The sequence below is a fragment of the Streptomyces sp. NPDC021622 genome (genome assembly GCF_040640795.1).
Lineage (GTDB): Bacteria > Actinomycetota > Actinomycetes > Streptomycetales > Streptomycetaceae > Streptomyces.
This window is the reverse complement of the sequence record NZ_JBFACK010000022.1, coordinates 38,908-52,353: the sequence shown is the minus strand read 5'-3', so window position 1 is coordinate 52,353 and position 13,446 is coordinate 38,908. Positions and strand designations below refer to the sequence as shown.

General features: G+C 67.1%; 8 protein-coding genes and 2 pseudogenes. 5 read left to right on the top strand and 5 right to left on the bottom strand.

What is annotated here, in order from left to right; genetic code table 11:
• Positions 1-77: 77 nt before the first annotated feature.
• Both AB0G47_RS34865 and AB0G47_RS34860 read left to right on the top strand, forming a co-directional pair.
• Positions 78-1,292 carry an RHS repeat-associated core domain-containing protein gene (locus tag AB0G47_RS34865; RefSeq protein WP_360778154.1) on the top strand — a complete coding sequence of 405 codons (1,215 nt, stop codon included), beginning with the start codon at positions 78-80 and terminating at the stop codon, positions 1,290-1,292.
• Between the two features lie 75 nt (positions 1,293-1,367).
• Positions 1,368-1,793, top strand: a complete 426-nt coding sequence (locus AB0G47_RS34860; RefSeq protein ID WP_360778152.1) for a hypothetical protein — start codon at positions 1,368-1,370, stop codon at positions 1,791-1,793.
• Positions 1,794-2,305: 512 nt separating this feature from the next.
• On the opposite strand, the gene AB0G47_RS34855 is transcribed toward AB0G47_RS34860, so the two are convergent.
• Positions 2,306-4,348: a hypothetical protein gene (locus AB0G47_RS34855; RefSeq protein WP_360778150.1), complete on the bottom strand. Its 2,043-nt coding sequence runs from the start codon at positions 4,346-4,348 to the stop codon at positions 2,306-2,308.
• 9 nt (positions 4,349-4,357) lie between these two features.
• On the bottom strand, positions 4,358-4,774 hold the full coding sequence (locus tag AB0G47_RS34850; RefSeq protein ID WP_360778148.1) for a hypothetical protein: 417 nt from the start codon (positions 4,772-4,774) through the stop codon (positions 4,358-4,360).
• Between the two features lie 442 nt (positions 4,775-5,216).
• Between AB0G47_RS34850 and AB0G47_RS34845 the strand changes: the two genes are divergently transcribed.
• On the top strand, positions 5,217-6,263 hold the full coding sequence (locus AB0G47_RS34845; RefSeq protein ID WP_360778146.1) for a hypothetical protein: 1,047 nt from the start codon (positions 5,217-5,219) through the stop codon (positions 6,261-6,263).
• A complete protein-coding gene (locus AB0G47_RS34840; protein ID WP_360778144.1) occupies positions 6,260-6,457 on the top strand; it encodes a hypothetical protein in 198 nt (65 codons plus the stop codon). The genes AB0G47_RS34845 and AB0G47_RS34840 overlap by 4 nt, the downstream gene beginning before the upstream one ends.
• Positions 6,458-7,258: 801 nt before the next feature.
• Here the strand turns inward: AB0G47_RS34840 and AB0G47_RS34835 are convergent.
• Complete coding sequence (locus AB0G47_RS34835; protein ID WP_360778142.1) at positions 7,259-7,972, bottom strand: hypothetical protein; 714 nt, start codon at positions 7,970-7,972, stop codon at positions 7,259-7,261.
• 877 nt (positions 7,973-8,849) lie between these two features.
• Here AB0G47_RS34835 and AB0G47_RS34830 point away from each other — a divergent pair.
• A pseudogene (locus AB0G47_RS34830) lies at positions 8,850-9,598 on the top strand (IS110 family transposase); the annotation flags it as partial.
• A gap of 4 nt (positions 9,599-9,602) precedes the next feature.
• Here AB0G47_RS34830 and AB0G47_RS34825 read toward each other — a convergent pair.
• Both AB0G47_RS34825 and AB0G47_RS34820 read right to left on the bottom strand, forming a co-directional pair.
• A pseudogene (locus AB0G47_RS34825) lies at positions 9,603-9,896 on the bottom strand (transposase family protein); the annotation flags it as partial.
• Between the two features lie 13 nt (positions 9,897-9,909).
• Positions 9,910-13,200: a hypothetical protein gene (locus AB0G47_RS34820; protein WP_360778140.1), complete on the bottom strand. Its 3,291-nt coding sequence runs from the start codon at positions 13,198-13,200 to the stop codon at positions 9,910-9,912.
• Positions 13,201-13,446 lie beyond the last annotated feature (246 nt).

The window sequence follows — 13,446 nt, the reverse complement described above, 5'->3', positions numbered from 1 at the left end:
AGATCGCCACCGACACCAACGGCTCCGGCGCCCTGCTCGGCGATTACCACTTCGACCCCGACGGCACCGCACGGTCCATGGACCGCACCAACGGCAGCTTCTACTTCACCCAGGACCGCCAGAACTCCGTTAGCACCGTCTTCGACGCCCAGGGCACCGACAACTACCGCTACACCTACAGCGCCTGGGGCGCCCCCAGCGGCAAGGCCACCATCACCGGCGGCCAGTCCAGCATCTACGGCTACACCGGCCAGTACAAAGACCAATACCTCACCGACCGCCTCCTGCTGCGCGACCGCTCCTACGACCCCGACCAGCGCCGCTTCACCACCCAAGACCCCGTCCCCGCGGCCCTGGACAACCCCAACAAGTCGCCCTACAACTACGCAGACAACGACCCCGCCAACCTCTCCGACCCCACCGGCAACTGCCCCATGTGCATCGGGGCGGGCATCGGAGGCGTCCTCGGCGGCGGCATCTACGCCCTTACCCACCGCGACGACTTCGACTGGGGCGACTTCGCGGGCGCCACCGTCAAGGGCGCCGCCATCGGCGCCGGCGCCGGCTACCTCGCCCCCGCAGGCGCAAGCGTCGCCAGCGGCCTCGGCCTCTCCGGCGGGCGCGCCCTGGCCACCGCGGCTGTCACCGACGCTGCGATCGGCATGGGCTACACGTACGCCGTCAACACCGTGCAGTGCCAGCCCACGAGCCCGATGGACCTCCTGCTTGGCGCCGCTGGCGGCGCTGCCGCACCCCTCATCGGCCCGGCCTGGAGCTGGGGGAAGGGAATCTTCGGGCGTGGCGGAGAACAGGCTGCCAAATCTTCCGGACGGATGCCGTGGGAGCAGCCTCGAGTGCGAGGCTCGGGGGGACAGCGGGATGTAGCGCTGGAAAGGTATGCTTCTCAGCCCGGCTGGAGTCATGCAGGCCAGTCGAGCCAGGCGGAATCCATGCTGGAATCCTTCGCCCTGAAGAACTTTTCGAGCAGAACTCGAACCAGGACGTATGTGGGCGGATACAACGTCGAGACCGGGGAAATCGTCATCGCCTCTTCAGGGGGCAAGCGCCCAGGCATGGCCTTCTGCGCGGAAGGCAATGTATGCAACGCCCTCGGGGGCGATCCCAGTAAAGTAAGATTCACCAATGCCGTCACCGTCGAGAAGGTAAACGGAAAATCGGTAGTGGTACCTAAGCCAGTCTGCGCGAAGTGCCAGATCGACTATCCGAGCCCATTCTCGTTCCCATCGAACGTAAAATGGCAGAACGGCGAATGGGACAGGGGGAACTATTAACTCATGGACTGGTCTATGAATGCGGCGCGGATTGAAATTGCACGGCATGACTGGGCCAGCATGAGGTGCGGTTGCATGGAGTCGGCCGCGCACCTTCCGAGAGACTTCCTGCGCTCGCTTGATGGGCAGCCGCTTGCGCCGGCGGGACAGTCGTGGGCGGATGGTCATGCCTATGTCCAGTCGAACCTGATGCAGCCTGCCGTCGCGACTGCATCGATGGTCATGGCCGCCCTGGCGGGCGGGGTGCCTTATGGGCATCGGCGTGAGTTGATGATGGTGCTCGCGTCTTTGACAGCAGGAGAGCAGGACGACATCGCGGACCGCTGTCGCGATGTCGTACGCGGGGGTTCCTGGCTTCTCTACGAAGAGGTCGCCTCCGGTCGCGATATCGATGCGGCAACTCACGCCTTCTGGATGCTGGAGGAAGTCGAGGAGGACACGGAGAGGCTGGAGTTCTTCCGCACCACCGCCCGCGACAACCTCCCACCGGACCTGCGTTAGTAAACGATGCGGGCCGCGAACACCCGAGGGCACGTGCGCGGCGTCGACGTATGAGCGTGTGGCCTCACGGCTCGGCTCGGGCGGGTTGGGTACCGAGCTGCTCGCGTGCCCGCAGGCGGCGCAAGTCGGAGTGGCCGGCGAGGCGGTCCCACATGGCGCCCTGCACTGGCGCACCTTGAGCCGTGCTGCACGCTCGGCCTCGGGAGGAACGACAACCTTGCGCCGCTCGCCCTCCGATCAGCCGCATTCATGCGGCACGATCTCGCCCCACGGCTCTACCAGACCGATCGTGAGGGCTCGTTTGAAAGCTCAAGCCACACATGGTCACGCGCAGCCGGACAAGCTTCGTCAGCCTGCGCCACCAACCCACTGCCCTATGGAACGAGCGTGGGACGGTGGACTCCGCAATGCACGCGGCACTTCTCCCGTGCCCGATCACCCAACCGCGGCTGGGATCCACGACAAGCATGCTGGATTCATTGAGAAGGGACAGGCCCCTTGGAAACGATCATCTAGGGCGCGGTCTGTGCATCCAGGTGTTCTCGGGCGGCCGGGTGTCCGGCCTGGGCAGCATGGGTGATGAGTTGCTGCGCCTCACGCATCCGGTGTTGCATGCCAAGGGTCAGCCCCAACCAGTAGGAGGCGTCGATGCTTCCTGCATTGGCCGCCTTGCGCAGCCAGGGCTCTCCGGCCGCGTAGTCGTTGTGGATCAGGGAGAGTACGAATCCGTATCTCAACGTTGCTGCGGGGTGACCAGCGTGTGCGGCGCAGCGCCACCAGATCTCGGCTTCTGCCACCTCGTCCAGTGACCTAAGCAGCTCCCCCAGGGCGAACGCCGCGTCGCTGTTGCCGAGTTCGGCCTCCTGTCTCAGTTCTTCGACGGCCTGGGTGGTCTCACGGAGCCGGATTACTGCGTCGAGGAGTTCGTCCGATTCCTCAACGTTTTCGAGGGTCGCCTCTCGCAGCCAGCGTTCGGCTTCCCGATACTGCTTCCTTCTGGCGAGCAACTTGCCCAGGGTGTAAAGGGCCTCGCCACAGCCGTTGTCAGCAGCTGAGCGGAGCCACATCTCCGCCTCTGCTGCCCTTCCCTGGTCGTGCAGGAGGGAGCTAAGGCTGTAGGCGGCCTCGGCGTTTCCGTCGTAGGCGGCGCGCTGCCATTGGAGCTTGCACTCTGACACGCGACCTTGATCGCGTAGTAGCAACCCGAGTGCGTAGGGGGCATCCTCGTGCGCGAGATCGGCGGCTTGCAGCAGCAGGGTCTCGCACTCTGCAGCTCTCCCCTGCCGTGACCGCAGAATGGCCAGGCGGAAGCACGCGTCAGAACTTCCCTCATCCAACAGGGCACGCCAGATGTCCTCAGCGACGCCTTCTTCGTCGCACGCGGCGGCCAGCATTCCAACGATATGGAGATGGTGTGCGCCGTGCACGTGCCTACGGACCACGGCCCAGGTAGCCCGGTGGATTGGCAGGTCGCCATCGCCCCGGGAGAAGTGTTCGACCAGGTAGTCGAAGGGTTTCCAGGCCACTGAGTCGATACCGACGGGGTTGAGCATCCCGGTCGCCCCATAGTGGACACGGGTTGCCCAGGTGAAGGCCTCCCCGGCTGACTCCGGCCGCATACCTGCCGTGTTCTCCAGGTACCGGGTATGCAGTTCTTCGATAGCCGTGAGGGGAATCTCGAACAGTCCCGCCCTGGACAGGTCGATCGCGGCCCTGACGAAGGCGTGACCGCGAGGGTTTCCACCCGCGCGGCACGCCCGACTCATTTCATCCAACAGAGCCGGTCCTGCCGCGAGGTACTCGGATATCCCGTAGACACCGTGGTGCGTGGCGGCTTCCGCCAGGCCAGCGTCATCTGTCTTTCGCGTGCGGCGAAGTTCATCGTGGCTCCACAGGCGGGCGAGCGGTACCTGCTCTGCCATGTTCAGTACGCGCGCCGCCAGGTGCGCCGCAATGGGGTGGGGCTGATCCAGCGTGCCGATGCTCGCCTTGCGACGCTGATACCGGTCGACGTACTCGTCCCTCAAGGTGGCCAGTACGACCATTCGCCGGCCCACGAGGTCGGATACCAGGGCGGGCTCCAGCCCGGTCTCCCGGATGTAGTCCTCAAGGTCATCGAGCCACAGGACCCACCCCTCCGCCGGCACCACCGCATTGGCCAGGCCCCGCAGGTCAGCGTTGCGCGGCGGCGCCCACACCCGACACCCGGTCAGCTCCTGCCGCATGGCCTCGAAGAGGCAGCGCGTCTTACCCGCTGTCGAATCTCCGGTGACCACGAGGAGACCGCCCGTCCGCCGCAGCCGGGCAACCAGCGGGCGCAGCTGCGCGTCCGCGTCCCGGCGCACATAGGGCTGCATGGTGGCCTGTCCATCGCGCTGTCGGGGCCGGTGAACGCCGAAGTCCAGCGGAGCCGCCTGCCCGGTCATGATCCAGTCGGTGGGCGGCAGAGGCGCAGGAGGGCTGGCGGCAAAGTAGTTGTGCTGTGTCCCCGAGACCTGAGCGGGTCCGCCGATGAAGTTGCCTTGCACATCGATGCTGTCGCCTTCGCTGGCCATTCGGGTCCCTCAGCCGCGGCTGTTCTGGACACCCTTCACCTGAACCGGCCCGTGGAAGGTGTTTCCGTGGACTTCAATATGGTCGCCGCCGTAGTGGGCACCGTTGGTGCCGCTCTGCTGTAGTTCATCGACAATGTGCAGCAGTTCGGCCGCAGCAGTGGGCTCTTCGGACAGCAAGAGCCGGAGCCGCTCCCTCCAGGCGCACTCGATCTCGGCACGGCGTACGACATCTCCCGTCGCTTCGGCGACCGCCACATCGGCCCGACCGGCGTCGAGTTCCGCTGCAGCCGCCGTGGTCTGCTCCGCACTACGCCGACCGAACAGGCGCGCGAGCCTGTGTTTCACACCAGTCCACGTGTCCGTGGTCCAGGCCGCCACCAGTGCGGTTGCTGCTGAACCTGCCAAAGCCGTCAGCTCAGGATCCACCCAGCCCTCCAAAGGAGACGCCCCGCCGGACCATCCACGATAGGGCGTCACAGCACAGCGGTGTGAGGAATCGGCAGGGAGCCATGAGCACGTGGAGAAGACGGCGAGCGCGCGCCGTGCAGCTCACTTCAGACCGCGTGGCGGCGCAGCATGGACATCGAGGCGGCGGGCCACGCCCTACGAGTCAAAGGACAGGAACTCGACGACTATGTCCCACCCTTGGCGCCTCTCACACGGCAATCGGCCTACGCATCACATCGCCCCCTGGTAATCTGACTAGGGCCTTCAGGGGGCCTGTCCTGACGCTGAGCTGCCCCAGTGCAGCGTCACCCAAAGGACGAAGAAGCCTTAGCTTCACCAGGGTTCGATGTGTGTGTCCGATGGCACCCACGCAGGGTGCGCCGATCAGTTGTCGGGCGTTTCGGGGCAGCAGCGTTCGAGGATGGATCGTGCAATGTCTGCTGGCGGACGCCTCTCCAACCTGGTCCGGACCCGGATCACCTACACCGGTGAGCCGTATCAATTCGCCCTGGACGCCCTTAAGAACGCGAGCAGTCGGACGCCGTTGCCGGACTCCTCAGGCGATCAGGCGCTGCTCGAGTCGCAGGTCTTGTCGAAACTCGGCGACGGCGGCTCATGGTCGGCGCACCCGGTGGGAGTCGCCAACGTACGTCTGAGCCCAGGCAAGCCCATCGTGGTCCATCTCGACCCTCACGTTGAGCTTTCCGACGGCGAGGACTATCCCGTGGCCTGGCACGCCATGGATCGCCTCTTGCCGTACTCCGAACCTGGCGTCCAGGTGAACGGCGTCCTTGGACTGCGGATCGCCGCGATCCGCGGTAGCGACCTCCATCTCACTCTGGCCGAGACCGGTAGCCGACTCATCATCCGCGGCGTCCCCGGCACCACGTGGAAGGACTACCTCGACGAACGCTGGGAGTCCCTGGGCAGGGCCCACGCCCCGGCCCTGTGGCGATCCCGCTTCTTCAGCGACGAAGAACGGCAGGATGAGCAGCGGCACCCACTAGTCCGGGGGACGGAACGGGACATCGCCTGGATCGGTGCTGGCCTGCTGCGAAGGATCGCTCTGTTCCATACCGCCAGCACGGCTTACTCCACACGGTCATGGATCACCGGCGAAGATTGGATCTTCGAACTCGACACGCGCCGTGACGTGCGTCTCGACCATGACACCCTGCTCGCTAGGATTACTGATCCTTTCTGGGGGCTGCCACTCAAGGTCGTCGAGCATCACTGCACCTGTAACGACCCGCCGCTGACGAGTGACCGGTATATGCGACAGTGCACATACGAACTGGCGCACCGTGAAGGCTCGCGATGCGGTATCCAGCTCCGCTTCCGATGGGGCCACGCCGTTTACGGAAAGAACGCCAGGCGGCAGCTCGAACGGCTCGGCTCCGCCCCTGATTGGCTCGACCGTGTCCTTCCGCAAGCCATCCAAGAAGCGCATGACGAGGACGCCTCGTGAACTGGGACAGCGTCACCCTGTACGTCTTGGCCGGCTTCGGCGTGGTCCTTCTCATCCTGGGACAATTACGCGAACTGCTAGGCAAGGTCGCCGAGGTCGTCAGCGCCTGGCACGAACTTCGAAGCAGCATTCGCCGCAACTCCGGCCCCCAGCGAGCTCCATCTTCTTCCCACCAGAGCCGCGATAACCAGTGACCCAATACGGCCAGGCCCGGCCACCCATCGCGCCTGACGGAGCCGCCCCCTGAGCTTGTTCTTAGTCTTCCGGCCTCGCAGCAATGCGGCCCGCTAAGCCCAGGCCCACCGTCACGAAGGTTTGGCGTATTTCGAGGGGTTCGCCCTCACCCATGCCGGGCTCGAGTTCTACCTTCCTCGCGCCTGGGTCGTGCGTCCTGACGGCACCGTGCTGGACCCGATCTGAGATGACGCGCCAGGCCAGGCCTAGGGCAGCATTCCGGTCGCCGACTCGCGGCTGTGGCTCGTCGAGAGTGGAGGGCAGCTCCAGGACTTCGACCGAGCCGTGGCCTTGCTGCGTGACGGCTTCCCGCGGAAGGCGCTTGCTGACCTTGGTCGCCTGCTGGGCGCGGAAGGGCTCTCGTAGGTGGCCACGGCGACGTCATTTGGTACCACCGAGGCGTCTCGAAGCGGCCCCAATCTGTGAAGATCGCCGCGCATGAAGTCGGCCTGGAGTAGCTCCACTTGGCCCCTATGGCATGTCGCTCGTGGCGCCGGTTCAGGTCGTCGCGGTACGGCTTCACAAATTCGGGCCCGTCGGAGGCGCCTCGGTGGATCCGAAAGAGCACGCCGCAGCCACACCGCGAGTTGCACCATGCCGACGACTCACGCGGAGACCGGGATGCCTTGGGCTTTCTGGAGCCCGTGGTCGCAGGTTACTGACGTACAGCCCTGAGTAGGGCGGGTGCGGCTGACACGGGTCGTAGGCACGGGCCATTCACGGTGGCGATCCATGCGATGGCGGAGCCCAGACCCATGCCGTCAGGGAACCCGTCCGCATGAGTCGGGGTCAGACTTCTTGACGAGGTGAGCGTCGGGCGCCCCATTCCATGTCGGCACGAGGTCGTGAACGATTTTCACTTTCGTCTCCTTTTCCGCAGCCTTGCGTTCAGCGTCTTTGTCCGACACGAGTGCGAGCGTGTCGCCCTGCGTGAGCGTCCAGCGCTGCGCTCTGGAGTCGTTGAACGACAGCACGGCCATGACGGTGGTGAAGCCGTCCGCGGGATCGTCTGACATTTTCATTCGCTTAGCCAAGGCGGCGCGGTCCGCAGTGAAGTGTGTACACGGCGGCAAGTTCGGAAGCATGACGGCCTTCACCTCATCGGTACCGCCCGTGTGCAAGTAGGCCGTGAGGTGTTTGACAGGGCGGGATGAGGTATTGGCAATGGTCGTGGAGTACCCGTCGATGTTTTGCTCCCACCAAACAAGCATCTCCGCCTGAGTGCGGGCTTCTTGTTTCCTGGCGTCTTCGGCTTGCTCCAGCGTGACCTTCGTTGCCTGGTATCCGGCCCATGTAGCGACCGCAGTGAACAGGAGACCTGCACCGGCAGTGAATGCTCCTACGGCTGCTGCGACTTGAGTCCAATCACGCGGCTGTCTGCCGGCCCGCCGATGCCGGCGCTGGCGTATGGATTGGAGCCGCGCACGGCTGCTGCCACGCAGCCTGCCAGTACGCCGAAGCCGCGGTACGGCCATACCCGTCCCTCCCCAGGTGCTTTCCAGGAGCAACGAGCAATCCCTCCACTTGATGCGCTGGCTCAGCAGACTCTGATGCCGGAACCACAAGAACCGTGCTCTCACCCGCGATCTGCTGCGAGAACACGTCTTCGCGCTTCACCGCCGCGGCAGCCTGTTCGACGTCCAGCCAGGGAGTTTCACCGGCGTACTCCGACTCCTCATGGCTGCGGCGTGCTCTTTCGGATCCACCGAGGCGCCTCCGACGGGCCCGAATTTGTGAAGCCGTACCGCGACGACCTGAACCGGCGCCACGAGCGACATGCCATAGGGGCCAAGTGGAGCTACTCCAGGCCGACTTCATGCGCGGCGATCTTCACAGATTGGGGCCGCTTCGAGACGCCTCGGTGGTACCAAATGACGTCGCCGTGGCCACTCGTAGGCAACATGGACACCGCAGCGCGGCGGGCCCGGTGTCGCCTCCTCCGAAACAGGTGGTGCGTCACGCTGAAGCCAGGGGCGCGCGGGCGAGGCCGGCCCGTGTGCGGCGGAGCAGCTCCAAGGCCAGCGCCTCACCCGGCGCATCCGTTCCGAGAAGGCGGTTCGCGTGGAGGTGCACGTAGCTGTGGCACAGTTCCTCGCCGGACCTGCACAGCCCCCCGTTACCTTTTTCGTGGCTCCGCAATGGGGCCTCCGGCCTTCGGGTCCGGCATGACTTCCCCCTCCTGTTGTTGATGATCTGGGGGGTGGTGTCACCGGGTCCGGAGGCATCGACGGACCGCTGATGAGGGGTTGAGCACCGGCTTCATCCGAGCCGGAAGAGCTCTCCGCAACGTGGATATGGCAGCTCGGTGCCCGGGCAGGCCGGACGAAAGCGTGATGGAGGGGCCTGCACGTGATCGACACCGGCGACATCGACGTCTTCCTCGGCCTGGATGTCGGCAAGGGCGAACACCACGCCACCACCGTCACCCCGGCCGGCAAGAAGGCGTTCGACTAGCGCCCTGCCCAACACCGAGCCCAAGCTCCGCGAGCTCTTCGCAAAACTCCAGGCCAAGCACGCAACAGTGCTGGTCGTGGTCGACCAGCCGGCCTCAATCGGGGCCCTGCCACTGGCCGGTCGCGAGGGACATGGGCTGCCCGGTCGCCTACCTTCCGGGGCTGACGATGCGGCGGATCGCCGACCTCTATCCGGGCGAGGCGAAGACGGACGCGAGGGACGCGTTCATCATCGCGGACGCTGCCCGGGCGATGCCCCACACGCTGCGGGCGGACGACGGCGAGGACGAGACGATCGCCAAGCTGGAGATGATCGTCGGCTTCGACGACGACCCCGCAGGGGAAGCGACCAGGGTCGCGAACCGGCTCCATGGCCTGCTGACCCAGATCCACCCGTCGCTGGAACAGGTACTGGGGCCGCGGTTGCAGCACCCGGCCGCCCTCACCCTGCTGGAACGGTTCGGCTCCCCGGCCCAGATCCGCAAGGCCGGCCGTCGGCGGCTGGTCACCCTGCTGCGGCCGACGGCGCCGAGGATGGCCGAGCGGCTGGTCGAGGAGATCTTCGACGCGTTGGACGAACAGACCGTGACGGTTCCGGGGACCGAGGCGGCCGCGTTGATCGTGCCGAGCCTGGCCGGCTCACTGAGCGTTTTCAGCGTTGCCTCTCCTGGGTGAGGACAGCTTTGGTGATGACGGTCATGCGGTTGGGTCTGATGCGGGATCTGCGGAAAATCTGCCATGACTTCAGTCGTGCCATGCCGCGTTCGACCGGTGCCCTCGCCGCGGCGAGGGCTCGGTTGACGGTGCGCTGGGTGAGGGTGAGTTCACCGCCCGGTGGGCGTTTGAGCCTGGTGGTGACCCAGGGGCCGGCGCCCTGGTAGGCGCGGTCGGCGAGGATGGGGACGCCCTGGCGTTCGCAGATCCGGGTGTTCCCGGAAAGTTCCCGGAGGAATTTCTCCTCACCCCGTGCCGAGGGTGACCGGTCCCCGGAGCACCTTCAGGAAGGTGCTGAAGGTCGAAGGCGTCTGCCGCGGCGGCTCGTCCAGCCGTGCCGGTTCCCGGCACTGGTCGGGTGCCCGGACGAGTTCCCTCAGCTGCACCCTCAGGTCCCGCTTGCTCATGTCGGAGAGGACCCACCCCAGGGGCGCGGCGATGCCGGGGCGGGCGGACGGGGCCGCGAAGAAGCTGCGCACCTGCGGGCACGCGACGCCGTCGACCCGGATCGCCGACGCGGCGGCGGCGATGCCCGGCAGCGCGCCGGTGAACCGGTACAGCCCCAACTGCCCCAGCGTGGACACGCTCAGCGCGGCCTTGGGGGACCTGCTGGCGATCAGCGGGGCGACGGCCTCCTGCTGACGTTCGGCGTCGGGCGCCGCGGCCTTGGACTGGTAGTGGTTGTCGAGGACGACGAGGAGCGGGAGGACGTAGCGGCCGTCGGCTCCTGCGCCCGCCTCGTACCCGGCGGCGACGGCCCGGTTGTGGGCGGCAACGTGTGGTTCGACCGCCTCCCACAGCTCGAGCAGGAGGGCCAGGCCGCTCGACTCGAGGGTACCGCCGTCGAGATCGGCCAGCTTCTGCGGATTACCGTCCGTGACGCAGCGGTGCATGCGTCCGGACGGCGAGATGTAGGGGAAGCGGGCCGACAGGTGCACCGCCGTGGACAGGCGGAGCCCCTGGTCGAGCCCGTCCTTCCGGCAGGCGCGGTGGTCGGTGTAGGCGGCCGCGTCGATGGCGCCGGCCGCGAACCCGGCCGTGGCTGACTCGCCGCCAGTGCTCACTGGTGGCGTCGTCACTTCCATGCGCCGACAGTTCAGCGTCGGCAGGGCCGCTCCGCCAGGACCGCCCGTCGACCAGACGGACGACACGACGACTCGGCAGCCGGAGTTCACATCGGTGCCGTTCAGCAGCAGCACCGGGCGCGGGCTGGCATCGGGGCGGGGCTGGAGGGAACTCGTGAAGAAGTCGTCCTGGAGGCGCTCGTCCAGGTTCTCCCACGAGCGTTCGAACACGGTGGCGCGGTCGCCCGGCCGCAGGTTTCCCATGCTGTTGATCCCGTGCAGGGCGCGCGGCAGGTCGCGGTAGAACATGGCGGCCAGGTCGGAGGCGAGCGTGTCCTCTCCGGAGAGGCGGGCGGCAAAGTCCCGGCCGGCGCTCGCAGCGGGCTTGCCTTCCCGCGGTCCCAGCCCGTGGCCGACCAGGCCCAGAGAGCCGCCGGACACACCGCTGGCGCCGAAGAGCATCTCCCGGGCGCACGGACGCCTGGTCATCTCGTCCATTGCGGACCCGGTCCAGTACGCAGCGCGGATTCCGCCGCCCGGCGCGGCGACGAAGACCATCGGCACGGCCGTTGCGGGCTTGAGCGTCTTGTCGGCATCCATGCAGGCCTGCACCGCCGCCCGCCAGGCGCCGAAGGAAGCCTTCGCGTCGAAGGGTTGGGCCGGCGCGGCCGGGGCGGCGCCCGATGCCGACCGCGGCTTGAGCCGCACCTCGTGGTAGCCGCCGGCGGTGTCCAGCTGGGCCTCCAGCACCAGCGCAGCGATGACCAGCAGCCAGACCGGAGTGAGCCGGAAGCGCAGGTAGCGCAGTGCCGGCAGCGGCAGGTGGAACTCGGAGCGCCGTGCCAGCCAGCCCGCGACGAGCGTCACGGTCGTCAGCAGGACGACGAGGACACCGAGGCTGCGCAGTCGAGGCCCCCACACGCCCGGCCAGACGGTCAGGAGGACTCCCAAGACGATCGCCGCGGCCAACAGCACGGCGCCGAGGATCGCCGGCAGCCGTGTTGCCGCCGCCTTCGGAACCGCCCCTGGAAGGGCCTCCGCCTCCGGAACCGTCGCAGAACCCGCCTCTGGACCCGTCTCCGCCGCCGGGCTCAGAGCGGCGGGCTCGAGCCACCGGTCCTCGCCCATCCGGACCAGTTCGTTGACCACCGGACCGGTCAATGCCGCACTGCCCACTCCGATCCAGAACAAGAGCTGTACGTACCCGTAGACCCCGATCTGGTGCACCTCACCTGCGCGCTCCGCGATCTCGGGACCGAGCAGGTACGGCCGGGCAAAGGCATGCACGAGCGCCAGGCCAGCGATGACGAGCGGGAGTACGGCCAGCACGCGGCCCATGCTGCGCACCCTTGGCCGGGTTTCGGAGTCCGGAATCCCGGTGGGCTCGCGCGCTGTCCCCGCTCCTCCCTCCGGAAGCGGGAGACTCCAGAAAGCGAGCACCAGCATGAGCGCCGGAATCGCGTACACCCCGGGCGTGGCGTGGTCGGTCAGGTGGAGGACGAGGGCCCCCACGAGCAGGGCCACTCCGACCCCGCACAGTGTCCATGTCAGCCACGGCCTGCTGTCCCGGTTCGTCGGCGCACCGTCGAGCAGACCCCAGCGCCCCACGACCCACAGCGCGAGGCAGAATCCGATCAGCGTGACGAAGGGTGGCACCAGGTCGCCGACCAGCTGCCCCCTCGTGTGCCCTGCCCAGGCCCTTTCGATGTCGGGCAGCTGCTCCAGCGGGCCGTCGCCCGGGACGACGACGAGCAGGGCCAGGATGAGGAGGACTCCCAGTTGGTTGCGGTGGCGCGTCCAGACGCGGCCCGCTGACAGCGTCCCCTGCGTCCACCTGTCCAGCCAGTCGATCAGGGGGCCGACGAGCATCCGGGCAAGACCCAGGACCCCGAACAGCGCGGTGAGTGCGAGTGCACCCCACTTGAGCGCCGACAGGCACGCCACCCCATGGGCCAGGGCTGGCGACGGGTCCCCGGAGAGATCGCCCACCAGGAAGAACGTGAGGCCCGTCTCCGCCCAGTCGAACACCAGGGCGGCGATCACGAACCCGTCGAGAAATGCCCGGGGAATTGGCCGGTCGGCCCCGAGGCTCTGCCAGATCTTGCGGATCACCAGGTGGATGAGGAGCAGGTACGCGGGGGTGAAGACGGCGAGGTCCAGCGCGAGATACGTTCTGAGCCAGGACAGGTACAGCTCTCGCCGGCCGTCCCCTGCGGGCATCGGTGCGCCGGCTTGCGTCCACACGGTGACTGCGTCGAGGCGCTTTTCGTCCGACCAGGGCGTGAAGCCGGGCCACCCGGAGAGCGCGCCGGCCGGGTACGAGGGCTTGTCGGCCACGGTCAGTTCGGCCAGCAGCTGGGAGATCTCGGTCATCACCAGGAATCCCGCGACCGCCAGCGCCCAGAGCCCCATGCTGCACCGGCGGCCCGTCGTAACCAGCTTGTCCCGAAATTCCTCGGTGATGAGCGGCATGACGCCATTATCGGCAGTGGCGTGTTCGTCACGTTGAGTGACGCGCCGATCGGTCCGGGTGGTGGAGCCCGCCCGGCGGCCTCACTTGATGTCGTGGTCGGAGTGGGCCCGGTCGTACTGCTCGGCACGGACCATCTGCTGCTGAACCGCGCCTACCTTGGACAACGGGAAGCGGATGGGCACGGACGAGCACCGCCGGAGGGTCGCCGCGCACCAACTGGGCCACGTCCTGGGGTTCTCCCACAA